At 68.4% G+C, this 16,094-nt stretch carries 15 protein-coding genes; 6 read left to right on the forward strand and 9 right to left on the reverse strand.

Annotated features, from left to right (window positions below; all coding sequences use genetic code 11):
• Positions 1–30 precede the first annotated feature (30 nt).
• From AB0M15_RS22890 to dhaK, 5 genes are all read left to right on the forward strand, one after another.
• A complete protein-coding gene (locus AB0M15_RS22890) occupies positions 31–1,806 on the forward strand; it encodes a GAF domain-containing protein (RefSeq protein WP_363822503.1) in 1,776 nt (591 codons plus the stop codon).
• Between the two features lie 97 nt (positions 1,807–1,903).
• Positions 1,904–2,764, forward strand: coding sequence for a class II fructose-bisphosphate aldolase (locus AB0M15_RS22895; protein WP_363822505.1), 861 nt, complete (start codon positions 1,904–1,906; stop codon positions 2,762–2,764).
• On the forward strand, positions 2,761–3,555 hold the full coding sequence (locus AB0M15_RS22900) for an HAD-IA family hydrolase (protein ID WP_363822507.1): 795 nt from the start codon (positions 2,761–2,763) through the stop codon (positions 3,553–3,555). The genes AB0M15_RS22895 and AB0M15_RS22900 overlap by 4 nt, the downstream gene beginning before the upstream one ends.
• Positions 3,548–4,189, forward strand: a complete 642-nt coding sequence (dhaL, locus tag AB0M15_RS22905; RefSeq protein WP_363822509.1) for a dihydroxyacetone kinase subunit DhaL — start codon at positions 3,548–3,550, stop codon at positions 4,187–4,189. The genes AB0M15_RS22900 and dhaL overlap by 8 nt, the downstream gene beginning before the upstream one ends.
• Positions 4,186–5,181 carry a dihydroxyacetone kinase subunit DhaK gene (gene dhaK, locus AB0M15_RS22910; protein WP_363822511.1) on the forward strand — a complete coding sequence of 332 codons (996 nt, stop codon included), beginning with the start codon at positions 4,186–4,188 and terminating at the stop codon, positions 5,179–5,181. Before dhaL ends, dhaK begins: the two co-directional genes overlap by 4 nt.
• Positions 5,182–5,222: 41 nt before the next feature.
• On the opposite strand, the gene AB0M15_RS22915 is transcribed toward dhaK, so the two are convergent.
• The 6 genes from AB0M15_RS22915 to AB0M15_RS22940 all read right to left on the reverse strand — a co-directional run bounded on the left by AB0M15_RS22915 (position 5,223) and on the right by AB0M15_RS22940 (position 12,718).
• Positions 5,223–9,017 (reverse strand): hypothetical protein, encoded by a 3,795-nt coding sequence (locus AB0M15_RS22915; protein WP_363822514.1) that lies wholly within the window; start codon positions 9,015–9,017, stop codon positions 5,223–5,225.
• An 11-nt stretch (positions 9,018–9,028) separates the two neighbouring features.
• On the reverse strand, positions 9,029–9,880 hold the full coding sequence (gene pdxY / locus AB0M15_RS22920) for a pyridoxal kinase PdxY (protein WP_363822516.1): 852 nt from the start codon (positions 9,878–9,880) through the stop codon (positions 9,029–9,031).
• 17 nt (positions 9,881–9,897) lie between these two features.
• Positions 9,898–10,401, reverse strand: a complete 504-nt coding sequence (locus AB0M15_RS22925) for a DivIVA domain-containing protein (protein WP_363822518.1) — start codon at positions 10,399–10,401, stop codon at positions 9,898–9,900.
• A gap of 4 nt (positions 10,402–10,405) precedes the next feature.
• Complete coding sequence (gene rlmN / locus AB0M15_RS22930; RefSeq protein ID WP_363822521.1) at positions 10,406–11,527, reverse strand: 23S rRNA (adenine(2503)-C(2))-methyltransferase RlmN; 1,122 nt, start codon at positions 11,525–11,527, stop codon at positions 10,406–10,408.
• Positions 11,528–11,590: 63 nt separating this feature from the next.
• The gene (locus AB0M15_RS22935) at positions 11,591–11,890 is read right to left on the reverse strand and encodes a SelT/SelW/SelH family protein (RefSeq protein ID WP_363822524.1); all 300 of its coding nucleotides are present in this window, start codon (positions 11,888–11,890) and stop codon (positions 11,591–11,593) included.
• A 66-nt stretch (positions 11,891–11,956) separates the two neighbouring features.
• A complete protein-coding gene (locus AB0M15_RS22940; protein WP_363822526.1) occupies positions 11,957–12,718 on the reverse strand; it encodes a C39 family peptidase in 762 nt (253 codons plus the stop codon).
• 261 nt (positions 12,719–12,979) lie between these two features.
• Between AB0M15_RS22940 and AB0M15_RS22945 the strand changes: the two genes are divergently transcribed.
• On the forward strand, positions 12,980–14,008 hold the full coding sequence (locus tag AB0M15_RS22945; protein ID WP_363822529.1) for an LLM class flavin-dependent oxidoreductase: 1,029 nt from the start codon (positions 12,980–12,982) through the stop codon (positions 14,006–14,008).
• Here AB0M15_RS22945 and AB0M15_RS22950 read toward each other — a convergent pair.
• The 3 genes from AB0M15_RS22950 to frr are packed head-to-tail and all read right to left on the reverse strand — an operon-like array spanning position 13,998 to position 16,028.
• Positions 13,998–14,606: a GNAT family protein gene (locus AB0M15_RS22950; RefSeq protein WP_363822532.1), complete on the reverse strand. Its 609-nt coding sequence runs from the start codon at positions 14,604–14,606 to the stop codon at positions 13,998–14,000. The two genes, AB0M15_RS22945 and AB0M15_RS22950, sit on opposite strands and share 11 nt — an antisense overlap.
• 31 nt (positions 14,607–14,637) lie before the next feature.
• Positions 14,638–15,471: a phosphatidate cytidylyltransferase gene (locus AB0M15_RS22955; RefSeq protein ID WP_363822535.1), complete on the reverse strand. Its 834-nt coding sequence runs from the start codon at positions 15,469–15,471 to the stop codon at positions 14,638–14,640.
• Positions 15,471–16,028, reverse strand: coding sequence for a ribosome recycling factor (frr, locus tag AB0M15_RS22960; RefSeq protein WP_328326244.1), 558 nt, complete (start codon positions 16,026–16,028; stop codon positions 15,471–15,473). Before frr ends, AB0M15_RS22955 begins: the two co-directional genes overlap by 1 nt.
• Positions 16,029–16,094 lie beyond the last annotated feature (66 nt).

Consider the following 16,094-nt stretch of genomic DNA (forward strand, 5'->3'; position numbering starts at 1 on the left):
TACACAGGACGTGGCCGAAGGGAGCCGGCGGTGACTGTCCACGACAGACCTGCGTCGTCACCGGCCGCGCGCGCCGAGGCGCTGAACGCAGTGGCCGAGGACCTCGCCGGTGAGCTGCAGTTGCAGCCGTTGCTGGAGCGGATCCTGCAGCGCTGTACCGAGCTGATGGGCTGCGACGCAGGCTCGATCTCCAGCGTCGACGAGACCGCGGGCACGTACCGCAAGCAGGCCGACATCGGCATCCGCTGCCAGTCAGGCCGGGTGTTCCCGCTCGGCGAGGGGATGACCGGCGAGGTGGTCCGCCGCCGCGGACCTGTCTGGTTCGACCGGTACGACGATGTCGTCGGCGGACACATCAGCGTTGAGGACCGGGCGACCCTCAAGAGCGTGATCGGCGTACCACTGGAGTGGCGCGGCCGGATCATCGGCGCCTGCGTCGTCTTCTCCAGGGACGCGGGCCGCAGGTTCGACCGTGCCGATGCCGATCTGCTCCGGGTGTTCGCCAAGCACGCGACCATCGCGCTGGTGAACGCCAACTCCTACGAGGCCGCCGAGGAGCGAGCCCGGCTCCAGGCCGCCTCGGCTGAGCGTGGACGGCTCCTCGACGAGGTCCACGATCTCCTGGCTCAGGGACTCGTCGGGATGCTGTCTGGGCTCGAACGCGCTGAACAGCTCGCTGGTGGAGAGCTGGCCGGTGAGCTCAGGCAGGCTCAAGAGTCGGCGCGGGACACGGTCGCCTCAATCCGCCGTGCGCTGCTCGGCGCGGGCAGCTCGCCGTTGGAGGGCCATAGCCTCGACGACGTACTACGCACCGAACTCGCCTGGGCAGCACGAGCCAGAGGCGTCGACGCCCGCTTGGTGGTCGCCGGTACGCCGGTAGCACTCGACCGTGCCCTCGCACAGCGCGTGTTGAGTGTTGCCCAGGAGGCGATCACCAACATCGTGCAGCACTCGCGTGCCAAGACGGTGCGGGTCGGGCTGGCCTATGAGTCCGCGTCGCTCTCGCTGCTGGTGCAGGACGACGGCCAGGGCTTCACGGCCGGGCAGGGGTTGCGGGAGCCGGATGAGTTCCGTACTGGCCTCGGGCTGCGCCGGATGGTCGAGTTGGCTCAAGGGGCCGGTGGTTCGCTCTCGCTGGACTCCATGCCGGGCTGGGGAACGAGTATCCGGGCAGTGTTCCCGTATCAACGTGCGGCGGTGGCTAGCGACGTACGGGTGGACGTACTGGTCGTTGCGGCTCAGCCGATGCTGCGGGCTGGGTTGTCGCGGCTGCTTGCTTGGTCTGAGCCGCCGTTCTCCGTCGTAGGCGAAGCCGCTTCGACAGCAGAGGCGCTTGAGGCAGCTAGGCGGCTGCGGCCGGCAGTGGCTGTTGTTGCTGTCGACGAGGAGTCGCTGGGGTTGATCCGAGCGCTGGTGCAGGCGGAGCATGCGCCCGCGGTGATCGCAGTCTGCCGGCCAGGTGATGACCAGGCGGTCGTCGATCTCCTACTGGCCGGTGTGCACGGATGTGTAGAGACTTCGGCCGATGGTGCCGCGTTGGCGGGTGCAGTTGCGGCGGCGGCTCGTGGAGAGTCGATCGTGCCGCACGGTGAGGTCTGGGAGGGGCGGCTTACCAACGTGGACGGGCTTACTGCCCGCGAGCGAGAGGTGAAGGCCCTCATTCAGCAGGGGTTGGGCGATCGGGCGATCGGCGAGCAGTTGGTGATCTCGGTCAAGACGGTGGAGAAGCACGTCAGCGCCGTACTGCGGAAGACCGGCGCGCGCAGTCGCTCGGAGCTGATCGCCGGGTCGCGTCTGCCTCGCTGACGGCCCGGGGTAGGGATTTCCCCCAGTGAAGACGGGGGATTTCCTCGCTGACACCGGGTTTCGCCTCTTCTAGCGTTGCGGCAGAGGAGGTGCTGCCATGGCGGTTGTCCCGCTGAAGGAGATCGTCGATCGAGCGCTGGCCGAGCGGTACGGCGTACCGGCGATCAACATCGTCAACGACCTGACCCTCGAAGCCGTGCTGGCGACAGCGGTCGACCGTCGCTCGCCGATGATCGTGCAGACCTCGGTCAAGACCGTCCGGGCGATCGGCGCCGACGTGTTGATGGCGATGTGGCGCGGGTTGACGGCGGGCATCGAAGTACCGGTGACCCTGCATCTGGACCACTGTCCGGATCGCTCGGTGATCAGCGACTGCCTGGCCAAAGGCTGGAACTCGGTGCTCTTCGACGCCTCCGCGCTGCCGGTCGAGGAGAACCAGCGGCAGACCGTCGAGGTGGTCCGCGAGGCGCATGCGGTCGGCGCCCATGTCGAGGGTGAGATCGAGTCGATCACCGGGGTCGAGGACGACATCGGTTCCGACGCGGAGGCCAAGCGGCAGACCCTCGAGGTGTCGCTGACCTTCATCAAGGAGACCGGGGTCGACGTCTTCGCGCCCTCGATCGGCAATGCGCACGGCATCTACTCGAGCGCGCCGGAGCTCGACGGACAACGGGTCACCGATCTCGTCGAGGCGACCGGCATCCCGATCGCGCTGCACGGCGGCAGCGGGATGACGGACGCACAGTTCCAGGACCTGATCGCCCGCGGCTGCGCGAAGGTCAACATCTCCACGGCGCTCAAGATCGCCTACATGAAGGCGAATCTCGAGTATCTGCGCGACGCCGAAGTACGGGACTCGTGGGATCCGCCGTCGCTGTTCCGGCACGTCCGCGCCGACGTGGTCACGCTGGTGGAAGGCCTGGCCGACCGCTTCGGGAGTGCGGGGAAGGCATGGTGAGCGCCCTCATCTTCGACGTCGACGGCACGCTGGCCGACACCGAGCGCGACGGTCATCTGCCGGCCTTCAACCAGACCTTCGCCGAGTTCGGGCTGCCCGTGCACTGGTCCGAGGACGAGTACGGCGAGAAGCTCCGGATCGGTGGTGGCAAGGAGCGGATGGCCAGCCTGCTCACCCCGTCGTTCGTCGCCGAATCCGGATTGCCCGAGGAGTGGGAGGCACAGTCGAAGGTGGTGGCCCGGTGGCACCGGCGCAAGACCGAGCTCTACACGGCCAGGGTCGCTGACGGCGCACTGCCCGCCCGGCCGGGGATCGTGCGGATCGTCGAGGAGGCGTACGCCGCCGGCTGGCAACTCGCCGTCGCGTCGACCTCCGCCGAGCCGTCCGTCCGTGCGGTGCTGGAGCACGTCGTCGGCACCACCCGGGCTGCTGACTTCACCGTCCTGGCCGGCGATGTCGTACCGCGGAAGAAGCCTGCGCCCGACGTCTACCTGCTGGCTCTGGAGCGCCTCGGCCTACCCGGTCGTAGCGCGGTCGCGATCGAGGACTCAGCACCCGGGCTGGCAGCGGCTCATGCGGCGGGCATTGCCTGCGTGGTAACAGTCAACGGCTACACCGCGCACGAGGAGTTCGCCGAAGCGGCCTTCGTCGTCGACTCGCTCGGCGACCCGGGGTTGGAGCCGGTCACGGTGCTGGCCAACCACAGCGCCGCCTCCCCCGGCGCCTACGTCACCTTGGCCGACCTGGCCGCCGTACTGCCGTCATCCACTGGAGGCACCGACCATGGCTGATTCGCTTCCCGAGGTCGAGCGGGTGGTCAAGACGATCGCCCGGACGGCGGTCGCCAACGAGAAGTACTTCGGCGATCTCGACGCGGTCGTCGGCGACGGCGACTTCGGCTACTCGCTCGCGCGTGGCTTCGAGATCGTGCTGACCGACTGGGACGGCTTCGACCGGACCGACAGCTCGACCTTCCTGAAGAAGATCGCCGTCGTCATCACCAGCCGCATCGGCGGTACGTCCGGTCCGATCTGGGGCACGGGCTTCCTGCGCGCCGCCACCGCCGCGGCCGGCAGGACAGAGCTGGACGGGCCGACCGTGGTGGCCATGCTGCGCAGCGCGGCCGAGGGCATCATGGCGCGCGGCGGCGCCAGCCTCGGCGAGAAGACCCTGCTCGACTCACTCGTCCCCGCGACCGACGAGATCGAGAGTCAAGTTGCCCAAGGCAACGACATGCTCACCGTACTGCGCGCTGCCGCGGCCGTCGCCCGGACCACGGCCGACGACACGGCGAAGCTGCAGGCCCGTCGCGGGCGGGCCGCCTACACCGGCGAACGAAGCATCGGCAGCGTCGACGCCGGCGCGACCGCGGTCGCCGTCATGTTCGAGGCATTGGTGCAAGAGTGGCAAGGAGGCCCCTCGTGAAGAAGTTCGTCAACGATCCCAAGAACTTTGTGCCGGAGATGCTCAAGGGCATCGCGCTCGCCAATCCGGACACCCTCAAGTACGTCCCGGAGTACAACCTGATCATGCGCACCGACGCGCCGAGCCCGGACAAGGTCTCGATCGTCCAGGGGTCGGGCTCCGGCCACGAACCGGCCCACGTGATGGTCGTCGGCAAGGGCATGCTGGACGCCGCCTGTCCGGGTGACGTGTTCGCCGCGCCGCCGATGGACTACGTGCTCGAGACCAGCAAACTGCTCGCCTCGCCGAAGGGCGTGCTGCATCTGGTCAACAACTACACCGGTGACCGGATGGCCTTCGACATGGGCCGCGAGATGGCCGAGGCCGACGGCGTCACGATCAAGACGCTGATGGTGGACGACGACGTCGCGGTGGCCGACTCGACGTACACGGTCGGGCGGCGCGGGGTGGCCGGCAACTTCTTCGTGATCAAGGCGGTCGGCGCGGCCTCGGAGTCCGGCGCGGACCTGGACGAGCTGGTCCGGATCGGCGAGAAGGTCAACTCGGTGACCCGCACGATGGGGATGGCGCTGACGTCGTGCACGCCGCCGGCCAAGGGCAGCCCGCTGTTCGAGCTCGGCGACGACGAGATGGAGATCGGCGTCGGCATCCACGGCGAGCCCGGCCGCCGCCGGGAGAAGCTCGCCGACGCCAACACGATCATCGACGAACTCCTCGAAGCCGTCGTGACCGACCTGCCCTACGAGCGCGGCGACAACGTCGCACTGATGATCAACGGCCTGGGCGGCACCCCGATCAGCGAGCTCTACCTCCTGTACGGGCGTGCGCACGACCAACTGGCCGGGCGCGGCATCACCGTCGGCCGCAGCTACGTCGGCGAGTACTGCACCTCCCTCGACATGGCCGGCGCCTCGGTCACCCTCGTCAAACTAGACGACGAGATCACCGCCCTACTCGCCGCCCCCGCGGAGGTAGCCGTTCGAGTCTTCTGACCTGACCAACCGCCGAAGCGGCCTCCAGTCGTCTGACCTGACTATCCGCCGAAGCGGGCGTGTAGCAGGTTGGCGATGTCCGGCGGGCAGTCCGCCCGGCGAGCCAGCCTGAGACTGACGACGCCGCGGCTCCCGGCCTCCACCAGTGCGACGCACTCAGCGATCGCCAACTTGTTGGAGGCCGAGCACCTCGGCCAAGCATCCTCAAGTCGCGGCATCGCAAGGGGTTGCTCGGTGACGACCCGGATCAGCATGCGCGCCAGGTTCTTGCGCGGCTGCCCGGACTTGTCCGGACCGGGTCTTTCCCGCCAGACGACAGCAGCCGAGTCGATCGTGGTGAGCACCCGCACGGCAAGGTCACCCAACTCTTGAAGTCCGAGGTGAGTCGTGCCCAGCGTGGTCACGGCGGCCAGCAGCCGGGCGTAGGCCCCCGACCTGGCCCGGGAGTCTGCTGACGACGCTCGTTCGAGGGCTACTCGGGCTGCCTCGAGATGCGCGTCGATGATCAGCACTGCATCGGCCGTGCTGATTCCGGTCGCCTGGTCGATCGACCTGACCAGCCGGATCAGCGCGGTCTGGACCTGCTCGTTCTCGCCGCCGGCGAGCGAGCACACCAACCGGTCGACGACGACGGGCGTCCAGGTCTCCGGGAGCTGGAGGGTGGTGGTCTGAAGGTCGACCGCGGCAACCACGGCCCGGACCGCGTTTGATTGCTCCGAGGCCAGCAGTCCGAGCAGCCAGGCCAGACCTGGCCCCTTGAGTTCTTCTCGATCCCAGTCGTCCAACGAGTCGGCCGTCGCCTGGGCTGCGGCCTTCGCAATCTTCGGCCGGGTGCCTTCCAGCAGCTGCTCCGAGACCCACCCGCGAGCGGCGGCCGAGACGGGTGTCAATCGGCCCTGCAGGCGGGCGATCTGCTCGAGATCGGCCGGGTCCTCGGAGGGACACAGCGCCCTGAGCTCCGTCTCGAACTCGCGGACGACGGCCGGCTCGGCGGTGGACAGGACGACGGCGACGGAGCGGCGTACCGCCGACCGTCCGTGCATCAGTCCGTTGGCGTCCTCGACCGAGAAGCGGGTCAACCGCTCGAGGTACTCCCGCAGCCTGCTGGGGTTGTCGCAGGCGAGCTTGAGGAGGACCGGCCAGATCACCTGCGGGTGATCGGCTAGGTAAGCCTCCAGGGAAGCGGCGAGCTCGAACTGGCTCTGAGCGTCCACCCTCCCGGCAAGGCGGCTCGTCACGGTGGCCAAGGTGCCCAGCACGCCGTTCGAGGTCGTCCTCGGTGTCCGGATGACAGCCTGAGCAACCAGATCAGGATCGTCCTCGGCCAGGTTGAGGACGGCGTTCGTGTACTGCGTCCGCTCGATGGAAGCGTCTGGATCGAAAACCGCCGCCAGCAACTCCAGCGCTGTCGTCCGGTCCGCGCACAGGTGGCGCATCAGTCGCAACTGGCAGGCGTTCCAGCGCTCCGGCAGAGCCGCACCGAGCATCGACCGCCAGTCCGACCAACCTGCGGCCGCACGGACCTCGGGCTCCTGCCAGACACCGATCAACAATCCGGCGGCATCGTCCGCCGCTCCGGTCGGGCACTTCAGGCGGAGCGCCCGCAGGATCAACTGGGTCGCCAGCTCTGAATCGGCTCCCCGGTGCCGGAACGCGGCCAGTGCCCAGGCCCTGGCGGGTTCTGGCAGTTGGCCGTAGCGGTCGACGAGGATCCGGAGGTCGATACCGGTCGCATCGGGTGTCACCGCGTCTTCGAGCAGCTTCCGGATGACCGGGCCGATGTGTCTCCGCCGGTCGACTGCCATCCGCTTCAGGCAGATCTCTAGGGCTCGTTCCAAAGCCGCGGCCTGTTGTGCCGGTTCGGCGGCGGGGATCAACGGCCCGAGCGTCATGGCAACCCTGGGGAAGCTCGACTCATCGGCGTTGCTCAGGCACCACGAAGCGATCTCGAGCGCAGGGCCGACACAGTCTCCGGCGGCCGGCTCCAGCACCCCGATACTGGCGATGAGGAGCGCCGGACGATCTTCCTTCAGCTCAGCGGCAAGGCGCTCGACCAACGCCGCATCGCCCTGTGCCAGCGCACTTTGGAAATGAAGCCGGATCCCCTCGACCGAGTCCCGCGGTACGTGCGCAGCCAGCTCGAGCAGCCGGTCCGGAGCGATCTCCAGCATCAGCAGGTGCTTGGCGACCGCCCAGTAGCCGGGCGCTCCGGCACGCAATCCGCCCTCCAGCCGGTCCAGGTCGACTGGGGTGGCACGGATGGCGAGGTGCCGGGCGACGGCGTACTCCGCGTAGGTCTGGTGGAAGAACGCGTACCGCCCGCCGAGCACCTGGACGGTTCCTTCGCTGAGCAGGTCGTTGAGGCCGACGGCGGTCATCGCCTCGCTCGCCGGTACATACTCAACGAACCGGCTGCCGCTGGCCTCCCAGACCGCGGCCGCCAGCGCCTCGGCGGTCCGGACCTGGTTCGCGGCCCGGTCAGCTCGTCGGCCCCGCCGATCCGTCGCCACCCGGCTATCCCAGTAAGCCTGGTACAGGCGCGTGACTGTGAGGCCGGCCGGGACACGACCTGCGGCAGCGTAGATGTCGCAAGCGATGGCGAGCCGCAACGGTGAGGAGAAGACCTCACTGAACGGCTTCAGACTCGCCGCAAAGGTCTCCCGCCGGTCCTGCGGGATCGCACTCGCTCGCACATACGCTTCCGCCCATTCGCCGATCTCGTCGGACGTCAGGCTCGGCACGCGATAGAGCGCGTCCACCAGGTCGCGCTCCGACTCCAGGTAGTTGTGCCACTCCTGGTCCCGGCACGTCAGGAACAACAAGCCAGTCCGCGCGACCTGCCGAAGCACGTAGCAGACGTCGTCGGCGTTCTGCTCGGTCAGGATGAGGTCGAGGGTGTCGAAGATGACGACGGTCTGCTCGCTCGCCGGGAGCCCGGCCAGTATCGCCGTCAGGGCACCGGCCTCCCGGTCACCGGCGGCCGCCTGCCCGAAGGCCAGATCGACCGCGTCCGAACCGGTCAGTTCGGCCGAGGCGGGGATCCGGGTGCACGGAACGAAGATGGTCGCGGTATCGCCTGCTGCCTCGAACCGGTCGAAGAGCTGGCCGGCGAGGACACTCTTGCCGAGCCCACCCGCACCGATGATCGCCAGCGACTTCGAGAGCCCGCCGACAGCGCTTTCGAGAGCCGCGAGCCGGTCCATTCCCGGCAGGATCTCCGGCTGGGTACTCCGCCTGGCCTGGGCACCGGCCACCCGCAGTACGGCCGAGGCGTCCCCGCTCCACGCCTTGCCGTCCGCTCTTCGCTCGAGCAGGTCAGCCGTCTCCTGGCGCCAGAGGTCGACCTTGGTCAGCAGCTCCGCGATCCCGGCTCGCTCTGCCCGGCCGCCGAGATCGGTCTCGTGGACCGTCCGGGAGATGAACTCGCAGGACAGATCCAGGAGGCGGTCGAAGTACCGCTGCGCGTCGTCCGACAGCAGACCGGCCCGGCGCTCCCGCCCGCCATGGTTGAGCAGGTACGTCCGCAGCGACTCCGCGTCGCGCAGCGCACGGCCGAGGGTCTCGCGTTTCGGCGCGGCGGCGAGCAGCTCCTCGAGCGCCAGCTCTGCCGATCCCAGATCCCCCTCGGCGGCCTGCCTGAACTCATGGCCTGCCTGGTTCAGAACCTTGACGGCCAGCTCGGCCGGCAGCTCGGAGAAGTCACCGGAAGCCGCCGGCCTGCCATCGCGCAGCTCCCTGGCCGCGTCGGCGAATCTACTGCCACCGGCGAGATGAAGAACGGCCAGGACGATGTTCGAGCCGCGCGTCAGACGCTTTCTCGGCCAGTTCGCCGGCAAGGCCACCTCCCTCAGGCGACGCGGGTCGGGGTGAATTGCATGCGGGGGTTCGCGTAGGCGTCCTGCGACTCGATGAGTTGCAGTTCCCGCTCGCCTGACTCGTGGGTGCGGGTGAGCAGGTCGAAGACGCTCGACGTTGCGCGGGCGAGTGCATCCTTCAGATCGCCGGTACGGCCGTAGTGGGCGGTGAAGAGCGCGGCGGTGACGTCGCCCGAGCCGTTCGCCTTCATCGGGATGTACGGCGTCTGGACTAGCCACGCGCCGCTGTCGTCGACGGCGAGCATCTCGATCGTGCCGTCCTCGCGGTCAGGCCGCTCGACGCTGGTGACGAGCACCGTGCGCGGTCCGGTCGCGCGGACGAGCTCGACCGAGGCCAATGTGGATTCCAGGGTGTCGGGCTCCGTGTTGGTCAGGAAGCCCAGCTCGAACTGGTTCGGCGTGATGATGTCGGCGGCCGGGACAACCCGATCGCGCAGCAGCACCGGGATGGCCGGGGCGACGAAGCAGCCGGACTTCGCGTTGCCCATCACCGGGTCGCAGGAGTAGACCGCCGCGGGGTTGGCCTTCTTGACCCGCTCGACGGTCTCGAGGATGACGTCGGCGATCCCCTCACCGCCCTGGTAGCCCGACAGCACCGCGTCGATCTGCGGAAAGACTCCCCGCTCCTCGATACCCAGCACGACCTCGCGGACGTCGTCCGGACTGATCAGCGGCCCGCGCCACGCGCCGTAGCCGGTGTGGTTCGAGAAGTTCACCGTATAGACCGGCAGCACCTCCACCCCGATGCGCTGGAGCGGGAAAACGGCTGCCGAGTTGCCCACGTGCCCATAGGCGACCGCGGACTGGATCGAGAGGATCTTCACCCCTCGATCATCCCATCTCAGTCCTGGCCGGTGAGCCAGCGCTCGGCTTCGTCCAGCCAGTCGTCGACTTCTTCGACGTCGTACCCCTCGGCGAGGCGGACCGGCGTGAACTGCACCTTGCGCAGCTCGCGCACCGTGACCGGCCGTTTCACGGGCTCGCCGTTCACCGTCGCCATCACCCGTTCGACGAACTCGTCGACGTCCTCGAAGGAGTAGCCCTCGCGCAGCCGGACCGGCGTGAACAGCGGCGGCTCGCGGCGCTGCCCGGTGGGCCCCTGGCGCACGACCGGGCGGTCCGGCAGCCAGTTCTCGGCGTCGGTCAGGAAGTCGTCGACCTCCCGGGCGGAGTAGCCCGGGCCGAGCAACGGAGTACGGAAAGCAGCGCTGCGCAGGTCCTCGACAGTTACCGACGGCGTCGTCGTACGGTTCGCCGTCGCCAGGATCCGCTCGACGAACTCGTCGACCTCGGCCCGGTCGTACCGCTCCCCCAGCCGCTTGACCGCGAACTCCGGGCGGAGCACCCGGTCAGTCCTTGTTGGCGGCGGCGAGCTGGCCGCAGGCGCCGTCGATCTCCTGGCCGCGGGTGTCGCGGACCGTGGTCGGGATGCCGCCGGCCTGCAGGCGACGGACGAACTCGCGCTCGTCGGCCGGGTCGGAGGCGGTCCACTTGGAGCCGGGCGTCGGGTTCAGCGGGATCAGGTTGACGTGCACCCAGCCCCAGTCGCCACGGGCGGCCAGCTTCTCGGCGAGCAGGTCGGCCCGCCAGGCGTGGTCGTTGATGTCGCGGATCATCGCGTACTCGATCGAGACCCGGCGCTTGGTCTTCTCGGCGTACCCCCAGGCGGCGTCGAGGACCTCGTCGACCTTCCACCGGTTGTTGATCGGGACCAGCTCGTCGCGCAGCTCGTCGTCCGGCGCGTGCAGCGACAATGCCAGGGTGACCGGGATGCCTTCGGTGGAGAGCTGGTTGATCCGCGGCACCAGGCCGACGGTCGACACGGTCACGCCACGCGCCGAGATGCCCAGGCCATCGGGTGAGGGCTCGGTGAACCGGCGGACGGCGCCAATCACGGCCTTGTAGTTGGCCATCGGCTCGCCCATGCCCATGAAGACGATGTTGTTGACCCGGCCGGGGCCGCCGGCGATCTCGCCGCGGGCCAGCGCGCGGGCGCCGTCGACGACCTGCTCGACGATCTCCGCGGTGCTCATGTTGCGGGTCAGACCCGCCTGGCCGGTCGCGCAGAACGGGCAGGCCATGCCACAACCGGCCTGCGACGACACGCACATCGTGGTGCGGTCCTTGTAGCGCATCAGCACCGACTCGACCAGCGAGCCGTCCAGCAGCTTCCAGAGCGACTTCCGCGTGGTGCCGTTGTCGCACTCCAGATCGCGGACCTTGGTCAGCAGCGGCGGCATCAGCTCGCCGACCAGCTTCTCGCGGGTTGCGGCGGGCAAATCGGTCATGTCGGCCGGGTCGTCGGTCAGCCGGGAGAAGTAGTGGTTCGACAACTGCTTGGCCCGGAACGCGGGCTCGCCGAGCGCCGTCACCGCGGCGCGCCGCTCCTCCCCACTGAGGTCGGCCAGGTGCCGCGGCGGCTTCTTGGCACGGCGCGGCTCATCGAAAACGAGCGGGAGGGAGGTAGTCATCGCAGCCCATTGTCGCGCGGGCGGTAGGCGATTCACAAATTCACATCCCCGACGTGCCGGGGATCACAGCTCGGTCGCGTCGGCCTTGCGGTCGGAGTGGCCGAGCTGCCGGTCCGGCGCGATCCGGTCCCGGACCATTTGCTTCAGCAGCGGCAACTCGATGAACCCGCCCTCGGCCTTGCGCGACCAGAGCAGCTCGCCCTGCAGGGAGATGTCGAAGATCCCACCGGTCCCCGGTACCAGCGCCACCTCCCCCAGCTCCTTCGGGAAGGTGGTCAGCAACTCCTGCGCGGTCCACGCGGCCCGCATCAACCACCGGCACTGCGTGCAGTACTGGATCTCCAACCGAGGCTCTGTGCTCACGGCCTCAAACTACCCGGCGCTGCGAGCCGGTCGACGCGGCGACCGGAGTCGCCGCATCGGCTCAGGTCAGGCGGAGTAGCCCTTCGGCGGGATCAGGGTGGCGAGCTGGTTGAAGGTCAGCCAGTACGTCGCCGGGCCGAAGCCGGCCGGGTCCGCGATCAGCACGGTCGAGTCGCTGGTGTCGTAGCCGATCACCGTGAAGTAGTGCCAGATCGTGTAGTTCGGGTAACCCGGCGGGTGGTTGTTGGCCGGGGCAACGATGTTCGCGACGATCGCGTAGCCGCGGTCGATGTCGTACTGGATGTCGTACCAGAGCAGGTTGCGCTGCGCCTGGGTCGGCGGGTCGTTCGGCATCTCCTTGGTCTCGTAGTACCCGGTGTTGAGCCGGTTGTTGAGGACGCGGGTGACCTGGCCGATCCAGTCGGTGCCGTTGGTCGTGGTGGGCAGCTGGTTGGCCAGCTCCTGCTGACTCGGCGGCGACGACATCCGCGCCGACAGGGCCATCCGGGTCGCGGCCGGGCCGCACCAGTAGCCGGTTTGCTGGTACTGGAACTGGATGCTCAGCGACCGCAGCGTCTGGGTCGAGTGGCCGAGCGTCGGCACCTTCTTGGCCGCGGCGGCCTGGTTGGCGGCGAGCTTGGCGCTCGACAACCCGGTACTGACCTTGGCGGCGCCGGACTGGGTGGTGACCACCGGTTGCACCGAGGCCGACGCGGCCATCGGGATCGACACGCCGGCTATCAGGGCGAGACCGCATGCCACGGCCTTCAACTTCGTGGTCGTACGCCTCCCGAGCCTCACGGGCGGCTGGAACAGAGCACTGTTCATGTGAGCTCCTCAAGCCCTCGACGCGGCGGCCTCCGTGGCCGTCGCACATGTCAGTGGATTCCTTCCGGCCAGGCTTGTAAACCTACTCTCCGGGCATGCCTGGGCACGCTCAGCGACTGACATCGGGGTGTTTTCGCAGGTCAGCGCGTTGTCATCAGATTTCCATCGCCCTCTGGGAGCCGTGAAAATTTCACTGCCGATTTCGACGCAGATCGAAACCGGCCGGGGAATGGGCCTCCGGGCGGGTCAGTTGGACTCTGCATGGACTCACTCGCCGGTACTGCGCTCGCAGGGATTCCGCTGTCGATCCTGGATCGGTCGCGGACTCGTGCGGGAGAGACAGAGGCTGAGACGCTTCGCGGAACCGTTCAGCTCGCTCGGCAGGTCGAGGAGCTCGGCTACCACCGGTTCTGGGTGTCCGAGCATCACAGCGTGCCGGGGGTGGTCGGGTCGGCCCCTACTGTGCTGGCGGCGGCGGTGGCGGCTTCCACGTCACGCATCCGCGTTGGCACTGGTGGAGTGATGCTCCCCAATCACCAGCCATTGGTTGTGGCGGAGCAGTTCGGCGTACTGGAGTCGCTGTTTCCTGGGCGGATCGACATGGGGCTTGGGCGGTCGGTCGGCTTCACCAACGGGATCCGGCGGGCGCTGGGCGTCGAGAAGGACGCGGCGGAGGACTTCAGTGACCAGGTGCGGGAGCTGCTCGGGTACTTCGCCGGGACTCACCAGAACCAGGTCCATGCGCGTCCTGGTGAAGGCTTGACCATCCCACCCTTCGTGCTGGCGATCGGCGAAGGTGCTGTGCTCGCAGCCTCGCTCGGCCTGCCCTTGGTGATTGCCGGGGTCAAGGGCGAGCAGGAGCTGTTGAGCCTCATCGACCGCTACCGCACCGACTTCCAGCCTTCTGCCTGGGCTCCTGGTCCGTACGTCGTGTTGGCGGCGACAGTGGCCGTCGCGGAGACGTCCGAGGCGGCCAGGCGGCTACTGCTGCCCGAGGCCTGGTCCAGTGCCTACTCCCGGACCCGTGGTGTCTTCCCGCCGCTGCAGTCGATCTCCACGGTGCTGGAGCTCGACATGACCGAGAAGGAGCGCGGGTTCTTCGAGCAGTCGCTCAGTGGGCAGATCTACGGAACGCCTGCGGAGGTGGACGCCGTGCTGGGTGGATTGGTGCAGCGGACGGGCGCGGACGAAGTACTGATCACCACGAACACGTACGACCGCGCCGATCTGCTGGAGTCCTATCGGCTGCTCGGTGAGCTGGCTGGGCTCAGGAGCCTGACTAGCCGCTGATCCTGTCCTGGAGCTTCTTGCGGACGTCCGGCCACTCGTCGGCCAGGATCGAGAAGACGACGGTGTCGCGCCAGGAGCCGTCGGCCAGCTTCATGTGCCGGCGGAGAACGCCCTCGCGAGTCGCGCCGAGCTTGGCGATCGCAGCCTGCGACCGGGTGTTGGCGAGGCCGGTCTGGATCTTCACCCGGCCGAAACCGCAGTCCTCGAAGGCGTGCTGGAGCAGCAGGAGCTTCGCCGCGGGGTTGACCTTCGTGCCCCACACGGCCGGCGCATAGCCGGTGAAGCCGAGGTGGGTGCGCTCGTTGTGCAGGTCGACGTCGGCCAGGCTCGACGTCCCGACGACAGTGCCCTCGGCACCCAATTCACTGTCGGCGGCCAGGCGGACGACGTACGCGACGCGATTGGCGGCCGCGGGGATCCAGGTCTCGCGCATGTGGCCGACGTCGGCCGGTATTGCGGCCGGCCCGCCGCCGAATCCCCCGGCGTAGACCTGCTCGCTGGCGATCGCGGCGTACAGGGAATCGATGTCGGAGGCAACGAGCCGGTCCAGCCGGACGATGTCACCGTGCAGGGAGCGGCCGTCGGGTGCGATGGTCATACAGTCATCGAACCCGGCGGCGCCGCCCACGTCAAACGAGTAGATGCAGCAACAGCCAGACCGCGGGAGCCGTTGCCAGCAAGGAATCCAGCCGGTCCATCACGCCGCCGTGGCCCGGCAGCAGGTTCGACATGTCCTTGATCCCGAGGTCGCGCTTGATCATCGACTCGGCCAGATCGCCGACCGTCGCGGTCAGTACCGCGATCGCGCCGATGATCGCGCCGACCCACCAGGGGCCGTCGAGCAGCCAGACCACGGCGCCGATGCCGGCGCCGATACAAGCCAGCGTGGAGCCGGTGAAACCTTCCCAGGACTTCTTCGGGCTGATCGTCGGCGCCATCGGGTGCTTGCCGAACAACACGCCGGCCACATAGCCGCCGATGTCGCTGGCCACCACCACCAGGAAGAACGTCACCACCCGCTGCGGCCCGTCGTCGTCCGGCTGGACGAGCAGGATCGCGAACCCGGCCAGCAGCGGCACGTAGCCGATCAGGAAGACGTTGGTGGTGACGTCGCGGACGAAGCCGATCGAGCCGCCCGGCATCCGCCAGAAGATCGTCGCCAGCACCGCCAGCGCCATCGTGATCAGCAACGAGAGCGGGCCGCCGTAGTACGCGGCGACCAGCATCGCCGTCGTGCCGGCGAACAGCGGGATCCTGGACAGCTTGGCGCCGCTGGCGTGGAACACGCGGACCAGCTCGTCGACGGCCGCGATCACCGCGGCCAGCACGACGAGCACGAACAGAGCCTTGTACCAGAAGAGCGAACCGATGATGACCGCACCGAGACCGACCCCGACACCGATCGCCGCGGGCAGGTTCCGCCCGGCGCGGCTCGGCGCGGGGGTGCTCTGGTCGACGCCCATCACACCTCGAGCAGTTCGGCTTCCTTGTGCTTGAGCAGCTGGTCGATCGAGTCGACGTACTTCTTCGTCATCCCGTCCAACCGCTTCTCAGCACTCTTGCCCTCGTCCTCGCCCGCCTCGCCGTCCTTGACCGACTTGCCGATCGAGTCCATCGCGTGCCGGCGGATGCTGCGGACCGAGATCTTGGCGTCCTCGCCCTTGGTCTTGGCGACCTTGATGTACTCCTTGCGGCGGTCCTCGGTGAGCTGCGGCATCGTCACCCGGATCACCGAGCCGTCGTTGCCCGGGTTGACGCCCAGGTCGGAGTCGCGGATCGCCTTCTCGATCGCCGCCATCGCGCCCTTGTCGTACGGCGAGATGAGGACGGTACGCGGGTCCGGCACCTGGAACCCGGCCAGCTGCTGCAGCGGCGTCGGCGAACCGTAGTAGTCCGCCACGATGTTCGAGAACATCGACGGGTGCGCGCGGCCGGTGCGGATCGCGGCGAAATCGTCCTTGGCGACCTCCACGGCCTTCGCCATCTTCTGCTCGGCTTCGCGGAGTGCTTCGTCGATCACGACATTCCTCGCTTCCTCGGGGCCGCGTCGGTGCGGCCTGATCCAACCCTACGAACGCTGGTTTAC

This window comes from Kribbella sp. NPDC051718 (assembly GCF_040681515.1).
GTDB lineage: Bacteria > Actinomycetota > Actinomycetes > Propionibacteriales > Kribbellaceae > Kribbella.